Origin of the sequence: Streptomyces tirandamycinicus (assembly GCF_003097515.1) — a bacterium.
GTDB lineage: Bacteria > Actinomycetota > Actinomycetes > Streptomycetales > Streptomycetaceae > Streptomyces > Streptomyces tirandamycinicus.
Genome location: NZ_CP029188.1, coordinates 897,648 through 918,587, shown reverse-complemented (window position 1 = coordinate 918,587; position 20,940 = coordinate 897,648). Strand labels below are relative to the sequence as shown.

At 73.5% G+C, this 20,940-nt stretch carries 18 protein-coding genes; 13 read left to right on the top strand and 5 right to left on the bottom strand.

Annotated features, from left to right (window positions below; translation table 11 throughout):
- The first annotated feature begins 109 nt into the window (after positions 1-109).
- Positions 110-1,750, top strand: a complete 1,641-nt coding sequence (locus DDW44_RS03980; RefSeq protein WP_208648034.1) for a GMC oxidoreductase — start codon at positions 110-112, stop codon at positions 1,748-1,750.
- A 42-nt stretch (positions 1,751-1,792) separates the two neighbouring features.
- On the opposite strand, the gene DDW44_RS03975 is transcribed toward DDW44_RS03980, so the two are convergent.
- Complete coding sequence (locus DDW44_RS03975; protein ID WP_018890399.1) at positions 1,793-3,589, bottom strand: AMP-dependent synthetase/ligase; 1,797 nt, start codon at positions 3,587-3,589, stop codon at positions 1,793-1,795.
- Between the two features lie 237 nt (positions 3,590-3,826).
- Here DDW44_RS03975 and DDW44_RS03970 point away from each other — a divergent pair, with 237 nt between their 5' ends.
- The 6 genes from DDW44_RS03970 (at position 3,827) to DDW44_RS03945 (ending at position 9,180) form a co-directional block, all read left to right on the top strand.
- Complete coding sequence (locus tag DDW44_RS03970; protein WP_086018208.1) at positions 3,827-4,588, top strand: metallophosphoesterase family protein; 762 nt, start codon at positions 3,827-3,829, stop codon at positions 4,586-4,588.
- Between the two features lie 65 nt (positions 4,589-4,653).
- Entirely contained in the window at positions 4,654-5,103 is a 450-nt protein-coding gene (locus DDW44_RS03965; RefSeq protein ID WP_017949865.1) for an SRPBCC family protein, read from the top strand.
- A gap of 11 nt (positions 5,104-5,114) precedes the next feature.
- The gene (locus tag DDW44_RS03960; RefSeq protein ID WP_108905543.1) at positions 5,115-6,419 is read left to right on the top strand and encodes an ArsA family ATPase; all 1,305 of its coding nucleotides are present in this window, start codon (positions 5,115-5,117) and stop codon (positions 6,417-6,419) included.
- Positions 6,420-6,477: 58 nt separating this feature from the next.
- The gene (locus DDW44_RS03955) at positions 6,478-6,951 is read left to right on the top strand and encodes a DUF5304 domain-containing protein (protein ID WP_108905542.1); all 474 of its coding nucleotides are present in this window, start codon (positions 6,478-6,480) and stop codon (positions 6,949-6,951) included.
- Positions 6,952-7,012: 61 nt separating this feature from the next.
- The gene (locus DDW44_RS03950) at positions 7,013-7,954 is read left to right on the top strand and encodes an ROK family glucokinase (protein ID WP_108905541.1); all 942 of its coding nucleotides are present in this window, start codon (positions 7,013-7,015) and stop codon (positions 7,952-7,954) included.
- Positions 7,955-8,361: 407 nt separating this feature from the next.
- The gene (locus DDW44_RS03945; protein ID WP_108905540.1) at positions 8,362-9,180 is read left to right on the top strand and encodes an endonuclease/exonuclease/phosphatase family protein; all 819 of its coding nucleotides are present in this window, start codon (positions 8,362-8,364) and stop codon (positions 9,178-9,180) included.
- Here the strand turns inward: DDW44_RS03945 and DDW44_RS03940 are convergent.
- Together DDW44_RS03940 and DDW44_RS03935 are read right to left on the bottom strand one after the other, a co-directional pair.
- On the bottom strand, positions 9,177-9,812 hold the full coding sequence (locus DDW44_RS03940) for a hypothetical protein (protein ID WP_108905539.1): 636 nt from the start codon (positions 9,810-9,812) through the stop codon (positions 9,177-9,179). The two genes, DDW44_RS03945 and DDW44_RS03940, sit on opposite strands and share 4 nt — an antisense overlap.
- Positions 9,805-10,584, bottom strand: a complete 780-nt coding sequence (locus DDW44_RS03935; RefSeq protein WP_018890394.1) for an alpha/beta hydrolase — start codon at positions 10,582-10,584, stop codon at positions 9,805-9,807. Before DDW44_RS03935 ends, DDW44_RS03940 begins: the two co-directional genes overlap by 8 nt.
- Before the next feature lie 188 nt (positions 10,585-10,772).
- Between DDW44_RS03935 and DDW44_RS03930 the strand changes: the two genes are divergently transcribed.
- From DDW44_RS03930 to DDW44_RS03910, 5 genes are all read left to right on the top strand, one after another.
- A complete protein-coding gene (locus DDW44_RS03930; protein ID WP_017949858.1) occupies positions 10,773-11,525 on the top strand; it encodes a lysophospholipid acyltransferase family protein in 753 nt (250 codons plus the stop codon).
- Positions 11,526-11,560: 35 nt separating this feature from the next.
- On the top strand, positions 11,561-12,847 hold the full coding sequence (gene macS / locus DDW44_RS03925; protein ID WP_108905538.1) for a MacS family sensor histidine kinase: 1,287 nt from the start codon (positions 11,561-11,563) through the stop codon (positions 12,845-12,847).
- Positions 12,844-13,533, top strand: a complete 690-nt coding sequence (locus DDW44_RS03920; protein WP_017949856.1) for a response regulator — start codon at positions 12,844-12,846, stop codon at positions 13,531-13,533. Before macS ends, DDW44_RS03920 begins: the two co-directional genes overlap by 4 nt.
- A 176-nt stretch (positions 13,534-13,709) precedes the next feature.
- Positions 13,710-14,738 carry a 6-phosphofructokinase gene (locus DDW44_RS03915; RefSeq protein ID WP_108905537.1) on the top strand — a complete coding sequence of 343 codons (1,029 nt, stop codon included), beginning with the start codon at positions 13,710-13,712 and terminating at the stop codon, positions 14,736-14,738.
- Between the two features lie 434 nt (positions 14,739-15,172).
- A complete protein-coding gene (locus DDW44_RS03910; protein ID WP_108905536.1) occupies positions 15,173-16,945 on the top strand; it encodes a C40 family peptidase in 1,773 nt (590 codons plus the stop codon).
- Between the two features lie 320 nt (positions 16,946-17,265).
- Here the strand turns inward: DDW44_RS03910 and DDW44_RS03905 are convergent, their stop codons facing one another.
- The gene (locus DDW44_RS03905) at positions 17,266-19,206 is read right to left on the bottom strand and encodes an anthranilate synthase family protein (protein ID WP_108905535.1); all 1,941 of its coding nucleotides are present in this window, start codon (positions 19,204-19,206) and stop codon (positions 17,266-17,268) included.
- Between the two features lie 96 nt (positions 19,207-19,302).
- On the bottom strand, positions 19,303-19,359 hold the full coding sequence (locus tag DDW44_RS33465; RefSeq protein WP_124277238.1) for a trp operon leader peptide: 57 nt from the start codon (positions 19,357-19,359) through the stop codon (positions 19,303-19,305).
- A gap of 102 nt (positions 19,360-19,461) precedes the next feature.
- Here DDW44_RS33465 and DDW44_RS03895 point away from each other — a divergent pair, with 102 nt between their 5' ends.
- Positions 19,462-20,814, top strand: coding sequence for a class II 3-deoxy-7-phosphoheptulonate synthase (locus DDW44_RS03895; RefSeq protein WP_017949852.1), 1,353 nt, complete (start codon positions 19,462-19,464; stop codon positions 20,812-20,814).
- The last annotated feature ends 126 nt before the right edge of the window (positions 20,815-20,940 follow it).

The window sequence follows — 20,940 nt, the reverse complement described above, 5'->3', positions numbered from 1 at the left end:
CCCCGGCCGTGTTCCCACCCGCGCGGCCTGAACCGCGCTCTTGCGCCCCGCGGAAAAGGGGCCCCGCAGCGGATAGGCGGAACCGGAAAATCCGCACATGCTGCGCACCATGACACCAAATCTGACGCGTCGTCACCTTCTTGGTCTCGGCGCCCTCCAGACCGCGGCCGCGCTCGGCCTCACCCGTATCGGCCCCGTACCCGCGGCCCGCGCGGCGACCACCGCGCCGGCCTCCCGGGCAGCGGCCGCCGACCACACCCCCGCCCTCGTCATCGGCTCCGGCTACGGCGCCGCCGTCACCGCCCTGCGCCTCGGCGAGGCCGGAATCCCCACCCTCGTCCTGGAGATGGGCCGGCTCTGGGACACCCCGGGGCCCGACGGCAAGGTCTTCTGCAGCACCCGCGCCCCGGACCACCGCTCGATGTGGTTCCGCACCCGCACCGAGGCCCCGCTCGCCCAGTTCCTCTGGCTCGACGTCGTCAACAAGGACATCAGCCCCTACCCGGGTGTCCTGGACCGCGTGCGCTTCGACGGCATGTCGGTGTACGTGGGCCGCGGTGTCGGCGGCGGCTCGCTCGTCAACGGCGGGATGGCCGTCACCCCGCAGCGGGCGTACTTCTCCGAGATGCTGCCGACCGTCGACGCCGGCGCCATGTACGACCGGTACTTCCCGCTCGCCCGGCGGATGCTGGGCGTCAACACCGTGGACCCGGCCTGGTTCGAGTCCACCGAGTGGTACCGCTTCTCGCGGATCTCCCGGAAGCACGCCGCCAACGCCGGCCTCAGGACCGTCTTCGTGCCCAACGTCTACGACTTCCCGTACATGCAGCGCGAGGCCGCCGGGCAGGCCGTGCGCTCCGCACTCGCCGGAGAGGTCATCTACGGCAACAACCACGGCAAGCGCAGTCTCGACCGCACCTATCTCGCCGCCGCCCTGGGCACCGGCAACGTCACCGTCGACACGCTCCACCGGGCCCGCGCACTGCGGGCGCAACCGGACGGCACCTACGTCGTCACCGCCGACCGCATCGACACGGCCGGGAGGGTCGTCGCCACCCGCGAGATCTGCTGCACCCGGCTGTTCCTGGGAGCCGGCAGCCTCGGCTCCACCGAACTCCTGCTGCGCGCCCGCGAGTCGGGCACCCTGCCGGACCTCAGCGAGCACATCGGCACGGGCTGGGGGGCCAACGGCAACGTCATGACGGCCCGGGCCAACCACCTCTGGGACACCGTCGGCGCCCACCAGGCGACGATGCCGGTCATGGGCATCGACGACTGGTCCAACACCGCCAACCCCGTCTTCGCCGAGATCGCCCCGCTGCCGATGGGCTTCGAGCACTGGATCAGCCTCTACCTGGCCATCACCAGGAACCCGGAGCGCGGCACGCTGACGTACCACGCCGGGACCGACACCATGCGGCTGGACTGGACGCCCGAGCAGAGCAAGGTCTCCGGCGACGCGGCCCGAAAGCTCTTCGACCGCATCAACCTCAGGAACGCCACGATCTACCGGTACGACCTGTTCGGCGGCAACCGGCCGGTGGCCGACGACTTCACCTACCACCCGCTCGGCGGCTGCGTGCTCGGCAGGGCCACCGACGAATACGGCCGGGTCCGGGGCGCCCCCGGGGTGTACGTCACCGACGGAGCCCTCGTGCCGGGCTCCATCGGCGTCAATCCGTTCCTCACCATCACCGCGCTCGCCGAGCGCAACATCGAGCGGGTCCTCGCCGAGGACTACCGGCGCTAGCGGCGGCCCGCGGCCCCTGCCGCCGGCGCCGGCAGGCAGCCCCTACGACCGGTAGATCGCCTCGATCTCGTCCGCGAAGTCCTTGGCCACCACGTTCCGCTTGAGCTTCAGCGACGGCGTGATGTGACCGGCCTCCTCGGTGAACTGGGAGCTGAGAACCCTGAATTTCCGCACCGATTCAGCCTTGGAAACCGCGGCATTGCCCTCGTCCACCGCCCGCTGGACCTCCGCCAGCAGGTCCGCGTCCTCGCGCAGCGAAGCCGCCGTCGAGCCGGCCGGCTTGCCGTGGTCGGCGGCCCAGCGGGCCAGGAACTCCTCGTCGATGGTGACCAGCGCGCCCACGAACGGCCGCCCGTCGCCGACGACCATGCACTCCGCGACCAGCGCGTGGGCGCGGATGCGGTCCTCGATGACCGCCGGGGCGACGTTCTTGCCGCCCGCGGTCACCAGGATCTCCTTCTTGCGGCCCGTGATCGAGAGGTAGCCGTCCTCGTCGAGGGTGCCGATGTCACCGGTGTGGAACCAGCCGTCGGCCAGGGCCTCCGCCGTCGCCGCCTCGTTGTTCCAGTAGCCCGTGAAGATCTGCTCGCCGTGCAGCAGCACCTCGCCGTCGTCGGCGATCCGCACCACCGAACCCGGCAGCGGCTGCCCGACCGTACCGATCTTCTGGCGGTCCCAGGGGTTGAACGCCGTCGCCGCACAGGACTCGGTGAGGCCGTAGCCCTCCAGCACCGTGAAGCCGATGCCGCGGTAGAAGTGGCCGAGCCGCTCGCCCAGCGGGGCGCCGCCGGAGACCGCGAACTCGCCTCGCCCGCCGAGCACCGCGCGCAGCTTGCCGTAGACGAGCCTGTCGAACACCTTGTGCCGGAGCCGCAGCCCGAACGGCGCGCCCTTCCCGGTGCCGATCGCCCGGCTGTACTCGATCGCCGTCGCCGCGGCCTTGTCGAAGATCCTGCCTTTGCCGTCCGCCTGCGCCTTGGCGCGCGCCGCGTTGTAGACCTTCTCGAAGACCCGCGGCACACCGAGGATCAGGGTCGGGCGGAACGAGGCGAGCTCGTCGGTGAGGTTGCTGACGTCCGGTACGCAGCCGAGCCTGATGGGCGCCATGACCGCCGCCACCTCGACCATGCGCCCGAAGACGTGCGCGGCGGGCAGGAAGAGCAGGACCGAGCTGTCACCGGTGCGGAACAGCGGCTTCAGGCGCTCGACCAGGTTCCCGCACTCCGCGAAGAACGCGCGGTGGGTGAGCACACAGCCCTTGGGGCGGCCCGTGGTGCCCGAGGTGTAGACGATGGTGGCCGGGTCGTCCGCCTTGGCGGACGCGCTGTGCTCGTCCACCGTGGCGTCGGGGATCTCCGCCCCGGCCGCGGTGAGCTGCGCGATCCCGTCGCCCTCGATCCGCCACACGTGCCGCAGCCCGGGCAGGGCGGCGCGCACGGACTCGACGGCGGCGGCGTGCGCCTCGCTCTCGACGATCACCGCGACGGCGCCGGAGTCACCGAGGATCCACTGCACCTGCTCCGGCGAGCTGGTCTCGTACACCGGAACGGTCACACCGCCGGCGCTCCAGATCGCGAAGTCGAGCTGCACCCACTCGTAGCGGGTGCGGGACATCAGGGCGACCCGGTCCCCGGGCCGCACGCCCGCGGCGATCAGGCCCTTCGCGGCGGCCCGCACCTCGGCGAGGAACCGGGCGGCGGTGACGTCGACCCAGCTCCCGGCGACCTTTCTGGCCATGACCGCGACCTCGGGGTGCTGCGTCGCATTGCGGCGGATCAGATCCGTCAGATTGCCGTCCGTCGGGACCTCGTACAGGGCCGGAAGGCTGAACTCACGCAAGACTGCTGCTCCTCATCGGGCGCCGGCGCCACGGCTCTGTGTGAACGCACCGGGGACTGCCCGGACGTTACCCATCAGTACTCAGTTCCGGATAGGGGGTCCCGGCCAGATGTTCCCTGCGTCACACCAGTGCGCCGCAGCATCGCGAACACTATTCCACCCGCCGGACGACTCGGAAGTAACCGCAGGTCCGGTGCCCTCTACTGGGAATCGGACGACCACTCTAGGGTGATCGGCATGCGAGTTCATGTGGTCAGCGACGTGCACGGCAACGCGACGGATCTGGCCAGGGCCGGACAGGGGGCCGACGCTCTGATCTGCCTCGGTGACCTGGTCCTCTTCCTCGACTACGCCGACCACTCGCGCGGGATCTTCCCCGACCTGTTCGGGGTGGAGAACGCGGACCGGATCGTCGAGCTGCGCACCGCCCGGCGCTTCGAGGAGGCGCGCGAGTTCGGGCGGAGCCTCTGGGCGGGCCTCGACCGGGACGCCGTGATCCTCGGGGCGGTGCGCAAGCAGTACCGCGAGATGTTCGCCGCGTTCCCCACCCCGACGTACGCCACCTACGGCAACGTCGACGTCCCCGCCCTCTGGCCGGAGTACGCGCGCCCGGGCACCACCGTCCTCGACGGTGAGCGGATCGAGCTGGGCGGGCTGGTGTTCGGCTTCGTCGGCGGCGGGCTGCGGTCCCCGATGCGCACCCCGTTCGAGATCTCCGACGAGGAGTACGCGGCCAAGGTGGAGGCGCTCGGCGAGGTCGACGTGCTGTGCTCGCACATCCCGCCGGACGTGCCCGAGCTGACGTACGACACGGTCGCCCGCCGCTTCGAGCGCGGCAGCCGGGCCCTGCTCGACGCCATCCACCGGACCCGGCCCCGGTACTCGATCTTCGGGCATGTGCACCAGCCGCTGGTGCGGCGCATGCGGATCGGCGCGACCGAGTGCGTGAACGTCGGGCACTTCGCGGCGACGGGGCGGCCGTGGGCCCTGGAATGGTGACCGCCGGGGTCGCGGTAGATTGCACACCGCAACCCCGTCCGGCGTTCAGTTAAGGAGCCACGGCGATGGCGGAACACACCAGCTCGAGCATCACCATCGACGCGGCACCGGCCGATGTGATGGGAGTGATCTCCGACTTCGCGCGCTACCCGGAGTGGACCGGCGAGGTGAAGGAGACCGAGGTCCTGGAGAAGGACGGCCGGGGCCGCGCGCTCCAGGTCCGGCTGGTGCTCGACGCCGGCGCGATCAAGGACGACCACGTCCTGGCCTACACCTGGACCGGGGACGACACGGTCTCCTGGACGCTGGTCAAGTCCCAGATGCTGCGCGCGCTGGACGGCTCGTACTCGCTGAAGCCGGTCGCCGGAGGCGAGCGGACCGAGGTCACCTACCAGCTGACCGTCGACGTCAAGATCCCCATGCTCGGGATGATCAAGCGCAAGGCCGAGAAGGTCATCATCGACCGCGCCCTGGCCGGCCTGAAGAAGCGCGTCGAGTCCGGTCCGAAGGGCTGAAGCCCCCCTTCATGCGCACCGTTTTCGTCACCGGCACCGGCGGGGCCGGCCGGAGCACCGTCGCTGCCGCCCTCGCCCTCGCCGGAGCACGGCGGGGCGAAAGGGTCCTGCTGCTGTCCGACGAGCCGCCCGAGGCACTGACCGGCACCGGGCCCGGAGCCCCCGGACCGGGCCCGGCCGATCCGCGCGGGCCGGGTGGCTCGAGCGGCTGGGGCGGCTCGGATGGTTCACGCGGCTCGGACGGCTCGAGCGGCTCGGACAGCTGGAGCGGCTCGGACGGTTCAGGCGGCTCGGATGCCGGGCCGCCGGGCCTCACCGTCGCCCGCGTCGACCCGGCCGCCGGCTTCCGCCGCGAGTTCCTGGGCCTGCAGGAGCGGGCCGGGGCCGCACTCGACCTCCTCGGGGCCGTGCCCTTCGAGGACGGCGAGCTGACGGAGCTCCCGGGCAGCGAGCAGTTCGCGCTGCTGCGGGCCCTGAAGCAGGCCGCCGGGGACCGCCACGACCTGCTGGTCGTCGACCTTCCCCCTGTGCGCCAGGCCGTCGCCCTGCTCGCCCTCCCCGAGCAGCTGCGCCGCTACCTGCGCCGGCTGCTCCCCGCCGAGCGCCAGGCCGCCCGCTCACTGCGCCCCGTGCTCGCGCAGCTCGCGGGCGTGCCGATGCCCGCGCAGTGGCTCTACGAGACGGCCGCCCGCTGGGACGAGGAGCTCGCCGCCGTCCAGGCCCTGATCGAGAGCCCCGGCGCCTCGGTGCGCCTGGTCGCCGAACCCGGCCCCGAGGCCGCCGACCACGCCCTGCGCACCGCCCGGCTCGGCCTCGCCCTGCACGGGCCCGCCCCGGACATGGTGATCGCCAACCGGGTCGTCCCGGCCGGCTCCGGCGACCCGTTCCTCGCGGCCCTCTCGGGACGGCAGCAGAGCGCGCTCAAGGGCTGGCGCGAGGAGTTCGGCGACGTACCGGTACGGGAGGTGGCGCACACCGGCCGCGACCCCCGGCAGCCCGGCGAACTCGCCGGGCTGCTCGACGGGCCGGCCGGCGGCATGTCCGGGCCCCTCCCGGGGAACCGCTGGACGGTGGAGGACCGCAGGTCCGAGGACGGAGTGCTGGTCTGGCGGCTGCCCCTGCCGGGCGCCGCCAAGGACCGGCTGCAGCTGGTGCGCAGGGACGACGAACTCTTCCTGACCGCGGGCCCGTTCCGCCGCGTCCTCACCCTGCCGTCCGTGCTGCGCCGCTGCGCGGTCAGCGGTGCCGCCCTGCGGGACGGCGAGCTGCGCATCCGCTTCGAACCCGACCCCGCGCTCTGGCCGCGGAGTCGCTGAACGGCTCCCTCCCCTTCGGGTACCGTCGACGTACGAGGAACTTTCCGAGGAGTACGCCATGAGCGATGCGACCGAACGTCCCGCCGTCGACGCCGACGCCTGGGCGACGGCGTGCGCCGAGGACCTTCAGGAGGAGCGGGCCCGCCGCAGCGAGCGGTACGGGCCGCACACCACCGGCACCGCGGGCGACGAGCTGCGCAAGCTGCTGGACGCGGTCGCCGAGAAGGTGTCGTCGCTGCAGAACCCGCTGCTCGGCCTCGCCGGGCAGGGGACCGTGCAGCAGCTGGTCAACCAGGCGAAGTCGGCCGTCGAGCCGGTCATCGAGCGCAACCCGCAGGTCTTCGACCACCTCGCGGCCGCGGGCAACGAGCTGCTGGCCGCGTACCGCTCCGCCGTGGAAGGCCATGAGCGGCGCTGGACCCGGAACGAGCCGTCCGCGGGCACCGACGGCACCGGCGGCACCGACGGCACGGGCCGCCAGGACCGGCGGGACGAGGGCCCCGGCCCGAGCGAGAAGATCGATCTGGACTGAGGCCCGGACTCCCTCCGGTACGGTTGGGCCTAGCGGGGCTCGACCGAAAACTGAGGGACACATGGGACTCACCATCGGCGTCGACATCGGCGGCACGAAGATCGCGGCCGGCGTGGTCGACGAAGAGGGCACCATCCTTGAGACGCATACGGTGCCCACTCCGCCGACCGCCGAGGGAATCGTGGACGCGATCTGCTCGGCCGTCTCCGGAGCCGGTAAGGGGCACGACATCGAGGCGGTCGGCATCGGTGCCGCCGGCTACGTCGACGACAAGCGGGCCACCGTCCTCTTCGCGCCGAACATCCAGTGGCGGCACGAGCCGCTGAAGGACAAGGTGGAGCAGCGCGTCGGCCTGCCGGTCGTCGTGGAGAACGACGCCAACGCCGCGGCCTGGGGCGAGTACCGCTTCGGCGCGGGTCAGGGCCACAGCGACGTCATCTGCATCACGCTCGGCACGGGCCTCGGCGGCGGCATCATCATCGGCAACAAGCTGCGCCGCGGCCGTTTCGGCGTGGCGGCGGAGTTCGGGCACATCAGGGTCGTCCCCGACGGCCTGCTGTGCGGCTGCGGCAGCCAGGGCTGCTGGGAGCAGTACGCGTCCGGGCGGGCGCTGGTGCGCTACGCCCGCCAGCGCTCGGCGGCGGTCCCGGAGAACGCGGCGATCCTGCTCGGCCTCGGCGACGGCACCCCCGAGGGGATCGAGGGCAGGCACGTCAGCGAGGCGGCGAGGCAGGGCGACAAGGTCGCCGTCGACTCCTTCCGCGAGCTGGCCCGCTGGGCCGGTGCGGGACTGGCCGACCTGGCCTCGCTGTTCGACCCCTCGGCGTTCATCGTCGGCGGCGGCGTGTCGGACGAGGGCGAGCTGGTCCTCGACCCGATCCGCAAGTCCTTCCGGCGGTGGCTGATCGGCGGGCAGTGGCGTCCGCACGCCCAGGTGCTCGCGGCCCGGCTCGGCAACAAGGCGGGGCTCGTCGGCGCGGCGGACCTGGCCCGCCAGGGCTGACCCGTCCGTCCTTCCGGCGCCTGCCGTCCCTCCGGGGGCGGCAGGCGCCCGCGTCTGCGGCCCCCCTTCCGGCCCCCGTGCTCGCGGGCCGGAAGGGCGCCGACGCGGCCGCGTCACGCAGCGCGGGGGTCGTCGCGGTGACGCGGGCGGCGTGCGGATGCCCCGGTCCCGCGCGTCCCGGCGGCGTGACCCCTGGGGTCCTGCCCGCTGTCCGCGCGGTCCCGTCCGCGCGGCGGCGCCCGTCCGGTCCGCGCGTTCCCCCGGGTCGGTCCTGCCCGCCGTCCGCGCGGAGCGTCCGGCCCCGGTCTGCCCCTCTCACCCGACCTCTCACCCGCCCTCTCGCCCGCGCGGCGCGCCCGGCGCCCGGGGCGGGGCACGGCGGGCCGGCGGCCGTTATCGTGAGGCGCATGGTGACGTCCGCGACGCGACCGCTGCCCAACTCCCGTACTGATCCCGACGGTTCGGTCGTGATCCGGGTCCTCGGCTACAACATCCGCTCCCTGCGCGACGACGAGGACGCCCTCGCCCGCGTCATCCGTGCCTGCCGCCCCGATCTCGTCTTCGTGCAGGAGGCGCCCCGCTTCTTCCGGTGGCGCAAGCACCTCGCCCGTCTCGCGGCCAAGAGCGAGCTGGTCGTGCTGGGCGGCGGGGCGACCGCCGCGGGACCGGCGCTGCTGTGCTCGCTGCGGGCGAGGGTCGAGCGCACCGAGGACGTTCTGCTGCCGCTCACCCCGGGGCTGCACCGGCGCGGCTTCGCCACTGCCGTGGTCCGTGTCGGAGCGGCCCGGATCGGGCTGCTCAGCTGCCATCTGAGCCTGCGGGCCGACGAGCGCCACGCCCAGGCCGGCATGCTGCTCGACCGTCTGGCCTCGATGGACGTGCCGCACGCGATCGCCGCCGGCGACGTCAACGAGCGCCCCGGCGGGCGCAGCTTCCGGCTCCTCGCCGCCGGGCTCCGGGACGCCTGGGCGGTCAGCCCCTGGGGCGGCGAGTACACCTCGACGCCCGCGTACCCGCACCAGCGGATCGACGCGGTCTTCGTGACCCCCGGCATCGAGGTGCTCGGCTGCGGCGTGCCCGTGGGACTCCCCGGGGTCGACGAGGCCGATCTGAAGGCGGCCACGGACCATCTCCCGGTCCTCGCCGCCCTGCGGGTGCCCGCCGGCGCACCCCCGGCGTCCGCGACCGGCCCCGCCTCGGGCGAGGGCCCGCGCGACGCGTCCTAGACGACCGCCCCCCGGCCGGGGTCGTCGTCGTCCTCGTCGTCCCCGTGCGACATCCGCGCCACCAGGGTGACGAAGCCGCCCAGGAAGCCGCCGACGCCGAGCGTGGTCAGCCACCACGTCATGTCCCAGCGCAGGATCACGGCGAGCAGCAGCAGTACGGGTCCGCCGATCACCGCCAGCCAGGCGAACTTCGCGGTGGTGTCGGCCTCCGGCAGCGGCGGGGGCTCCGGCGGCACGAAATGGCCCTCGTCGCTGTCGTCCAGGTCGCCGTCGCCGGGCTCGGCGACCTTGTAGTCGCGCGGCCCTCCGCCGACGCCGGGCGCGAACACGACGGAGCTGCCCAGCGGCTTCGCCGGCCGCGGGCCCTCGTCCTCGTCCTCCTCAGCCCCGCCCTCGCCTCCGCTCTGGCCCCTGCCGTCGCTCCCGTCGGCGCGGTCGCCGCCCTCGGGTTCCGGTCCGTCGTTCCGGACGGCCTTCTGCAGGCCCGCGAGGTCCTCCACCGACTTGAACGGCTTCGCCCCCGGCGGGTCCGCGGGCTCCTGCCCGTACCCGGCGACGATCGCGGCCCAGGCGGCCTCCTCGTCGACGGGCTGCGGCTCCCGGTCACGGTCCGCGTCGTGCTGCTCAGCCACCGGTCGTGCTCCCCTTCTCGCCGACACTCGGAGCGAGGCGGCCGATGAACGCGTGGCTCTCCTCGAAAATGCGCTCCGCGTCATGGTCCAACGTCGCCACGTGGTAGCTCTGTTCCAGGAGGACCTCCCGGACGTCCGTCGACGACACCCGGCTGAGGATCCGGGCCGAGTCCGCGGGCGGCACCACGTGGTCCTGAGGGCTGTGCAGCAGCAGCATCGGCTGCGTGACCTGCGGAAGCTCGCCGTCGACCAGCCGGAGGAAGTTCCGCAGCGAGTGCGCGGCGTGCAGCGGGACGCGGTCGTAGGCGACCTCGTCCATGCCCTCCTTCGCGATGTCGTTGGCCAGGCCCTTCGTGGTGCGGACGAGATGGCGGGCCACCGGCAGCGCGTGCGCCGCCGGACCGTGCACCTTGTTGGCCGGGTTCACCACCACGATGCCGCTGATCGCGTCGCCGTGCCGGGCGGCCAGCCGCAGGGTCAGCGCGCCGCCCATGGACAGCCCGAACACGAAGACCTGGCCGCACTGCTCGCTCAGCGCCCGGAACTCCCGGTCCACCTCGGCGTACCAGTCCTGCCAGCCCGTGACCGCCATGTCCTGCCACCGGGTGCCGTGGCCGGGCAGCAAGGGCAGCGAGACGGTCAGTCCCCGCTTCGCGAGGAACTCCGCCCACGGGCGCAGCGACTGGGGGGAACCGGTGAAGCCGTGGCAGAGAAGTACACCGACCTCGCCACCCTCGTGGCGGTACGGCTCGGCTCCAGGAAGGACCGGCACCGGGATCTCCTTTCGGGGCGGCCCGGGGGGCGTCCCCCCGGTGGGCAGATTCACCGTACGCGACGGGACCGACACCGACCAGGGCTGAGCCCGCCCGGCACGGGACCGCCGTGGGGAGCCCGGTCCCGCCAGGGGTTAAGGTCTTTGCGACGGACACCAGGAAGGCACTCGAGTTGATCTACGGCGCAATGAAGTTCTCCATCGGCGGGGCGCTGAAGCTCGCCTTCAGGCCGTGGGTGGAGGGCCTCGAGAACATTCCCGCCGAGGGGCCGGCGATCCTCGCGAGCAACCACCTGTCCTTCTCGGACTCCTTCTTCCTGCCCGCGGTCCTGGACCGCAAGGTCACCTTCATCGCCAAGGCCGAGTACTTCACCTCGCCGGGCGTGAAGGGCAAGCTCACCGCGGCCTTCTTCAAGGGCGTCGGCCAGCTCCCGGTGGACCGCTCGGGGGCGCGCGGCGCCGGCGAGGCGGCCGTCCGCAGCGGCATCGAGGTCATCGAGCGCGGTGAGCTCTTCGGCATCTACCCGGAGGGCACCCGCTCCCCGGACGGCCGGCTCTACCGCGGCAAGCCGGGCGGCCTGGCGCGCGTGGCGCTCGCCACCGGAGCGCCCGTCATCCCCGTCGCGATGATCGACACCGAGAGGATCCAGCCCCCCGGCAAGGTCGTCCCCAAGCTGATGAGCCCGGGTATCAGGATCGGCAAGCCGCTCGACTTCAGCCGCTACCACGGCATGGACCACGACCGCTTCATCCTGCGCTCGGTGACCGACGAGGTCATGTACGAGATCATGAAGCTCTCCGGCCAGGAGTACGTGGACATCTACGCCACGGCGGCCAAGCGGCAGATCGCGGACGCCGAGAAGGCCGCCAAGGAGGCCGCCAAGGAGGCGGAGCGGGCCGCGAAGGCGGCCGGCGGGGCGGAGCGGGGCGGCGACCGCTAGCGTCGTCCGTCCGGACGGACTGGGGGGATCGGGCAATGGCCAGGCGCGAGCGGGTCGTACGCATGTCGGTCGAGCTGCCGCTGTGGCGCGCGCTGGCCGCCTACCGCGTGCTGACGACGGGGTACGCGGTCCTGCTGCTGGTCTTCACCGGCGACAGGTACGAACGCCCCTGGGTGGCCGTCGGCTTCCTCGCCGTGATGGCCGTCTGGACGTTCGCGACGCTCCCCAGGGTGGCGAACGCGGCCGCCTGCACCAAGCGCTTCCTCGGCGCCGACCTCACCGTCGCCCTCACCGGCATCCTGCTCACCCCGCTCGCCGACGTGCACGCGCAGCAGATCGACAGCCCCACCCTCCCCTCGATCTGGACCGCGGGGTCGGTGCTCGCCTTCGCGATCAAGGGCGGCTGGCGCTGGGCGGGCTTCGCGTCGTCCCTGGTCGCCGTGGCCAACATCATCGAGCGGGGCGAGCCCAGCCGGGACACGATCCACAACGTGCTGCTGGTGTGGGTCGCGTCCATCGCCATCGGGTACGTCGTCGAGGTCGCCCGGGCGTCCGAGCGCACCCTGGCCCGCGCCCTGGAGATCGAGGCCGCGACCCGGGAGAGGGAGCGGCTGGCCCGCGACATCCACGACGGGGTGCTGCAGGTGCTGGCCATGGTGCAGCGGCGCGGCACGGAGATCGGGGGCGAGGCGGCGGAACTCGGCCGGATGGCGGGTGAGCAGGAGGTCGCCCTGCGGACCCTGGTGGCCGGCGGGCTGGTCCCCGCGTCCAGGGTGTCGGAGGACGCGGCCCAGGGCGCGGTCGTCAGACTCCTTGACGAGCCGGACGAGCCGGACGAGCCGAACGAGCCGGACGAGCCCGGCGGGCCGGGCGAACCCGATGAGCCGGGCGGCGGGAGCGCCGGGGCCGGCGGGCCGGTGGACCTGCGCTCGCTGCTGGCGCCGCGGGTCGGCAGCCGGGTCACCCTGTCCGAGCCGGGCGCCCCGGTGCTGCTCCCGGCGCACCCGGCGAGGGAGCTGGCGGCCGCTGTCGGTGCCGCCCTGGACAATGTCCGCAGGCACGCGGGCGAGGGCGCGCGGGCGTGGATCCTTGTCGAGGACGGTCCGGACGAGGTGATCGTGACGGTCCGGGACGACGGACCGGGTATCCCGGACGGGCGGCTCGCCCAAGCCGAGGGCGAGGGGCGGCTGGGTGTCGCGCTCTCGATCCGCGGCCGGCTGCGGGACATCGGCGGCACCGCCGAGCTGGTCTCGGTGCCGGGACAGGGTACGGAAGTGGAGTTGACGGTCCCGCGGGGGACCCGGGGGAGGGCGGAGAGATGACGGAGACGAGCGGGGCGGCCCGGCAGCCCGTGCGGGTCATGGTCGTGGACGACCATCCGATGTGGCGGGACGCGGTCGCCCGCGACCTGGCCGCGGCCGGCTTCGAGGTGGTCGCGACCGCGGGCGACGGTCCGCAGGCGGTGCGTCGTGCCAGGGCCGCGGCGCCGGACGTCCTCGTGCTGGACCTCAATCTGCCGGGCATGCCGGGCGTCCGGGTGTGCAGGGAGCTCGTCGGCGCGGACTCCGCCCTGCGGGTCCTGGTGCTCTCCGCCAGCGGGGAGCACGCCGACGTGCTGGAGGCGGTGAAGTCGGGTGCGACCGGCTATCTGCTGAAGTCGGCCGGAGCGGAGGAGCTGGTCGACGCCGTGCGGCGCACCGCGGCCGGCGACCCGGTGTTCACCCCGGGCCTCGCGGGGCTGGTGCTGGGGGAGTACCGGCGGCTGGCGAGCGAGCCCGCGCCCGCCGCGGGACCGGCCGATCCGGCGGCACCGCGGCTCACCGAGCGGGAGACCGAGGTGCTGCGCCTGGTGGCCAAGGGCCTGTCGTACAAGCAGATCGCGGAGCGGCTCGTGATCTCGCACCGCACGGTGCAGAACCACGTGCAGAACACCCTGGGCAAGCTCCAGCTGCACAACCGGGTGGAGCTGGTGCGCTACGCGATCGAGCGCGGCCTCGACGAGGCCTGAACCATCAGCCGGGCAGCTGTCCCGGCTTCGGTATCCGATCCACTCGATGGAGTGAACCGCCGGACGCCAACCACCGTTCCGCCGACCGAAATTCACCCTTTGTGCCGTGCCGGAGTGACCTGGGTCACCACTAGCGTTGCCGACGAATGCGGCCACCGACGGCGAAGGGACCTTCCATGCGGGTCGGAGTACTGACCGGGGGCGGCGACTGCCCCGGCCTCAACGCGGTCATCCGCGGCATCGTCCGCAAGGGCGTGCAGGAGTACGGATACGAGTTCACCGGCTACCGGGACGGCTGGCGCGGACCGCTGGAGGGCGACACCGTACGCCTCGACATCCCCGCGGTACGCGGCATCCTCCCGCGCGGCGGCACCGTCCTCGGCTCCTCGCGGACCAACCCCCTCAAGGCGGAGGACGGGGTCCGCCGGATCAAGGAGAACCTCGCCAAACACGAGGTGGAGGCGCTCATCGCGATCGGCGGCGAGGACACCCTCGGGGTCGCCGCGCGCCTCTCCGGCGAGTACGGCATCAGGTGCGTGGGCGTGCCGAAGACCATCGACAACGACCTGTCCGCCACGGACTACACCTTCGGCTTCGACACGGCCGTCGGCATCGCCACCGAGGCCATCGACCGGCTGCACACCACCGCCGAGTCCCATATGCGGGTCCTCGTGGTCGAGGTGATGGGCCGTCACGCGGGCTGGATCGCCCTGCACTCGGGCCTCGCGGGCGGCGCGAACGTCATCCTCATCCCGGAGCAGCGGTTCGACCTGGAGCAGGTCTGCGCCTGGGTCACCTCCCGCTTCCGGGCCTCGTACGCGCCGATCGTCGTGGTCGCCGAGGGCGCGATGCCGAGGGACGGCGACATGGTCCTCAAGGACGGCACGCTGGACTCCTTCGGGCACGTCCGGCTCTCGGGCGTCGGCGAGTGGCTGGCCAAGGAGATCGAGAAGCGAACCGGGAAGGAGGCCAGGACGACCGTGCTGGGCCACGTCCAGCGGGGAGGCACGCCCAGCGCGTTCGACCGCTGGCTGGCGACCCGCTTCGGGCTGCACGCGATCGAGGCGGTGCGCGACGGCGACTACGGGAAGATGGTCGCCCTGCGCGGCACGGACATCGTCCGCGTGCCGATCGCCGACGCGACGGCGAAGCTGAAGACGGTCGACCCGGCCCTCTACGAGGAGGTCGGCGTCTTCTTCGGCTGACGGCTGACGGCTGACGGCTGACGGCTGACGGTTGACGGCTGACGGTTGACGGCGAGGCGGCTGACGGCGTCCCCGGCGGGACCGTGGCCGGAAGGGGCCGAGGCCTCACGGCGCTCGCGCGGCCCGCCCACCGGGGACTCCCGCACCGGGGACTCCCGCACCGGCCTCCGGGGCCGGGGACGCGGGAGTCCCGGTGCCCGCCGCGCCGCCGGGCCCGAACGCGGCCGGCGGTTCCGGACGGCACGCCCTCCCCCTCGGCCACCGTCCTGCCGGTCACCGCACCGACGCGATGCCCGGCCCTGGCCCTCAGCCCTGGCCCTCAGCCCTGGTCTTCGGCGCCGGTCCTCGGCGCCGGTCCTCCGTCTCGCCCGAAGCCCGAGCACGAAGATCACGCTAGGGTGTGCACCGGTATTCCATGGTCATCGGGGGGAATCGTGTCACCGGTCAGCCGTCGCGCCGCGCTCGCCGCAGCCCTCGCGGGCGCCGCCTCGGGAGCGCTCGCGCCCCCGGCCCTCGCCCGCGCCTCCTCGCCGGCGTCCCTCGCGGCCGCGCCCGCCGCCGCAGCCGGCACCCCGCCGCCCGCCACCGTGTGGGTGCACCGTCACGACGTCAACGAGGGGCGCTTCTTCCGCGCCGGTCTCGGCGGGCCGCTCACCGCGAGGAAGACCGGAGCGGCCGGTCCCGTGACCCACGAGGTGTCGGACGCGTTCGGCCCCCTCGCCACCCTCACCGAGGGGGCGAGGACGGTCACCGTGCACGGGCTGCGGCGCACCTTCACCGAGCAGAAGAAGGCCTTCAGCGACCGTTTCGACCGGACGGTCTCGGGCTGGGGCTCGTCGCCCGGCGGCGGCAGATGGGCGACCCCCGGCACCGGCCGGGCGGAGTTCCGCGTCGAGGCGGGGAACAGCACGATCGTCCTCCGGGAGGACGGGTTCAGCCAGTTCGCGACGCTCCCCGACGGGCTCGGGGACGCCGACCTGACGGCCGTGTTCACCCTCGACAGGGTCCCGGCCGGCGACGCCGTCTCGGCCGGCGTCTGCTGCGCGTACACCGACGAGCGCAACCACTACCGCGCCCGGCTGTCCTTCCTCACCACCGGTGAGGTCAGGCTCACCCTGGAGAAGGAGGTCGGGAACACCACCACGGTGCTCGGCGGCCCGGTGCCGCTCGGCTCCGGCTTCCGGCCGGGGGACCGCTGGCGCCTCCGGCTGGAGCGCGCGGGGTCCGCGCTGCGCTGCCGCGCCTGGCGGGACGGCCAGGAGGAGCCCGCCGGCTGGCAGGCCGCCGCGACGGACTCCGCACTCGGCGCGGGCAGGGTCGGCATCCGGGTCCTCGCGAACAAGGGCGGCACCGCCCTTCCGGTGAGCGTGCTGGTAGGCGAGTTCACCGCGGCCGGTCACTGGCCCGACCCGCCCGAGGTCACCCACGACCTGTGGGTGCGGCTGCTGGACGCTCCCTTCGACGGCGTTCTGACCCCTGCCCTGGAGGAGCGGCTCCGCGCCTGGGCCGGCGACACCTCCCCCGACGCCCTCGGCTACGCGGCCATGTTCCTGCCGCACGCGGCCGGGGCGGTCGACCCGGTGCCGGGCACCCGCGTGCTCGGCGAGGCGGGATACGGGCCCCTCGGCCCCGGGACCGGCGACGGCACCCGCGAGGTCGGCGCCGACTTCTGGGAGTACATGGGCCTGGACACCTGGACCTTCCCCAACGGCGAGGCACCGGCCCAGCCGGAGAACACGGGCCCGCAGAAGCGGTGGGCGGGCTTCCTCGACTGCTCCGGCTACGTCCGCATGGTGTACGGACACCACATGGGCATGCCCATGGTGAACTTCCGGGACTTCGACGGCACCAACCTGCCGCGGACGTCCGCCGACCAGGCGGCGCGGGGCCCGGGCGTCGTGGTCGCCGGGGTCACCGCCGGCGGTGACCCCGGTCAGGAGCCGCCGCCGCTGGACGGACTGCTCGCGGGCGACCTGGTGTACTTCGACACCCCCGGGGCGGCCGGGGACGACGGCGTGGGGGACGACAGCGGGACCATCAACCACGTCGGCATCTACCTCGGCCGGGACCGCCACGGCAGGCACCGGTTCGCCTCCAGCCGCAAGACGCCCGACGGGCCGACGATGGGGGACCTCGGCGCGCTGTCCGTGCTGGACGCCGGGACCGAGCTGTACAGCAGGAGCCTGCGGGTGATCCGGCGCTTCTGACGCCGCGCCGACCTCCCGGCACTTCCCCCGGCACCTCCCCGCCGACTCCCGGCACCTCCCCGCCGACTCCCGGCATCTCCCCGCCGACGCCCGCCGTCCGGCGCCGGGCCGCCCCGGAGGCCACCGCCCGGGCTCCCGTACCAGCCCGCCGCGACCCTCCGGGGCGCCCGCCCGCCTCCGCAGGCACCCGGGCACGGCACCAGCCGGCGCGGCCCGGGCCGGTACCGTTCGCCGCCCCCTCCGCGTCGGTCGCCGCCCTGGCGTCACCGGCCGGCGCGGAGGTCCGTCACCGTTCGCCGCCCGGGCCCGTCACCCGCCGCTCAGGGCGCCCGCTCCGGGACGACCGCGTCGAGGAGCGTGCGTACGATCTCCGGCCCGCGCAGCGTCAGCACCGACTCCGGGTGGAACTGGATGCCCGCGAAACCCGGCCCGCGCAGCGCATGGACCTCACCCGAGGGCGCACGGCTCAGCTCGACGCCGTGCAGCGCCAGCTCCCCCGCCGCCTCGTCGTCGCAGACCGCGGTGAAGCTGTTGTAGAAGCCGACCGTCTCCACGGTTCCGAACAGCCCGATGCGCAGCTGCGCCCCCTGGAACGGTCTCTCCTTGCGGGCGATGTCCAGCCCCAGCTCGGCCGCGATCAGCTCGTGCCCGAGGCAGACCCCCAGCAGCCCGCCCCGGTGGCCGCGCAGCAGTTCCGCGGTGAGCGAGCGCAGGAAGCGCATCTTCGGATCGGCGGCGTCCGACGGGTCGCCCGGCCCGGGGCCGAGGACGACCGGCCCGTCGTGGGCCAGCGCCGCCTCCCGCACACCCGGATCGTCGTAGCGGCGCACGGTCACGCCGAGCCCCGCTCCGCGCAGCAGATGGGCCAGCATCGCGGTGAACGTGTCCTCGCCGTCCACCACCAGCGCGTGCCCCCGGACCCGCTCCGGCAGGGCCTGCATCCGCAGCCAGAACGGCGCCAGGTCCGCCCGCCGTGCGTCCAGCGCCGCCCGCACCCGCGGGTCGTCCGCCAGCCGCGGCCGCGCCGCCTCCTCCCGCGCGCGCTCCGGGCGGACCCCCAGCGCGGCGAGCACCCCCGCCGCCTTGGCATGCGTCTCCGCCACCTCGGACGCCGGGTCCGAGTGGCGGACCAGCGTCGCGCCGACCGGCACCCGCACCTCGCCCGACGCGGAGATGTCGGCGGTACGGATCAGGATGGGCGAGTCGAGGGTCTGCGCGCCGCTCGCGTCGGTGCCCAGGAGCGCGAGCGCTCCCGCGTAGTACCCGCGCCCGCCGCCGTCCGGGCCGACGGGCTCGTGGCGCTCGATCACCCGGCAGGCGTTCTGCACCGGCGAACCGGTGACCGTGGCCGCGAACATCGTCTCCCGCAGCACCTCGCGGACGTCCAGCGAGGAGCGCCCCCGCAGCTCGTACTCGGTGTGCGCGAGGTGCGACATCTCCCTGAGGCGGGGCCCGACGACCACACCGCCCATGTCGCCGACCGTGCACATCATCTTGAGCTCCTCGTCGACGACCATGGAGAGCTCGTCGGTCTCCTTGCGGTCGGCGAGGAAGTCCAGCAGCCCGTCGGCCGTCGGACCGCCCGCCGGGTAGCGGTACGTCCCGCTGATCGGGTTCATCACGACGGTGCCCCCGGACATCCTGACGTGCACCTCCGGGCTCGCCCCGACGAGCGTGCGCCCGCCCGGCTCCCCGCCGTGCCCGCCGGACTCCCCGCCGCGGGGCCTGCCGTCCCCGGTGTGGACGACGTACGTCCAGTACGCGCCGCGCTCGCCCGCCAGCAGCCGCCGGAAGAGCGCCAGGGCGTCCGCCCTGCCGAAGCCCGGCACGACCCCGGTGAACGTGCGGCGGATGACGAAGTCGGCCCCCTCGCCGCGTCCGATCTCGTCCGCGACCACCCGCCGGACGATCTCCGCGTACTCCTCGTCGCCGACGTCGAAGCCGCCCTGCTCGAGGTTCACCGGGTGCGCCGGCAGCCGGTCCAGCACCTCGCCGAGCGGGAGCTCGTGGCACTCCTCGGCGACCAGCACGGACAGCGGGGTGCCGTCGTCGCGCACGTCGAAGCCCCGCTCGCGGATCTGCCGGAACGGCACCAGCGCCAGCGACGGGCGCTCGCCCACCGGGAGGTCGGCGAGCCGCTCGACCTCCCGGACCGGGCCGGTCAGCACCTCGACGGTGTCGTGGTCGCGGCCCGGGGTGAGCCGGCGCAGCAGCGCGAACGGCGGCGCGCCGGGGTCGAGCAGCCGGTCGAGGATGTGCATGGTGGGGTTCCTTCCGTGCTGGGGAGGAACGGCCCGTGGACACGGGAAAGGCCGCCCCTCGGGCGGCCTTCGCGGAATTCTGCTCGCGCGATCGGATCAGCGGGCCGCCGGATGAGCGGTCCACCACCAGTTCTGGGTCGTCTGCGCGAACATGCCGTGAACCATACCCCACCCGCTTCCCGCCCGCCGGTGGCCGTCGTCTCATTTTCTGGGCGGCGGCGTGGACGGGCCGGTTCACCACGTAATGTTGTCGGGGTGACCGTGAACGCTAAGTCCACCGCGACCGGTGGCAACACCTGGCGAGACCTGCCCGCGGCGCAGCAGCCCGAGTACCCCGATGCCGAGGCTCTGCGCGATGTGATCGCGGACCTCGAGTCGTATCCGCCGCTCGTCTTCGCGGGCGAGTGCGACCAGCTGCGCGCCCGGATGGGAGCCGTCGCCAGGGGCGAGGCGTTCCTGCTCCAGGGGGGCGACTGCGCCGAGGCCTTCGACGCGGTGTCCGCCGACCACATCCGCAACAAGCTCAAGACCCTGCTCCAGATGGGCGCGGTGCTCACGTACGCCGCGTCCGTGCCGGTCGTGAAGGTCGGCCGGATCGCGGGCCAGTACTCCAAGCCGCGCTCGAAGTCGACGGAGACCCGTGACGGCGTGACGCTGCCGACGTACCGGGGCGACTCGGTCAACGGCTTCGAGTTCACCGAGGCGGCCCGGGTTCCGGACCCCGAGCGGCTGAAGCGGATGTACCACGCCTCGGCCTCCACGCTGAACCTGGTGCGCGCCTTCACCACCGGCGGCTACGCCGACCTGCGCCAGGTGCACGCCTGGAACCAGGACTTCGTGAAGTCGTCCCCGTCCGGACAGCGCTACGAGCAGCTGGCCCGGGAGATCGACAACGCGCTGAACTTCATGAAGGCCTGCGGCACGGACCCGGCGGAGTTCCGCACCGTCGAGTTCTACGCCTCCCACGAGGCCCTGCTCATGGACTACGAGTCGGCCCTCACCCGGGTCGACTCGCGCACCGGCGATCTGTACGACGTCTCGGGCCACATGGTCTGGATCGGCGAGCGCACCCGGCAGCTGGACGGTGCGCACATCGAGTTCGCGTCGAGGATCCGCAACCCCATCGGGGTGAAGCTCGGCCCGACGACGACCGTCGACGAGGCGCTGCAGTACGTCGAGAGGCTGGACCCGGACCGCGAGCCCGGCCGGCTGACCTTCATCGTCCGGATGGGCGCCGACAAGGTCAGGGACCGGCTCCCCGAACTGGTCGAGAAGGTGACCGCCTCCGGTGCCACCGTCGCCTGGGTGACCGACCCGATGCACGGCAACACCTTCGAGGCGGCGTCCGGCCACAAGACCCGCCGCTTCGACGACGTGCTCGACGAGGTCAAGGGCTTCTTCGAGGTCCACAAGGCGCTGGGCACCCACCCGGGCGGCATCCACGTCGAGCTCACCGGCGACGACGTCACCGAGTGCGTGGGCGGCGGCGACGAGATCTTCGTCGACGATCTGCACCAGCGCTACGAGACCGCCTGCGACCCCCGGCTGAACCGGAGCCAGTCGCTGGACCTGGCGTTCCTGGTCGCGGAGATGTACCGCGACCAGTGACGCGGCCGGTGGCGTGACCGGTGGCGCGATCTGTGGCGTGACCGGTGGCGCGGCCGGTGGCGCGATCTGTGGCGTGACCGGTGGTGGACCGCTCCGGCCGTGGGGCGTGGATCCGTGTGATCCACG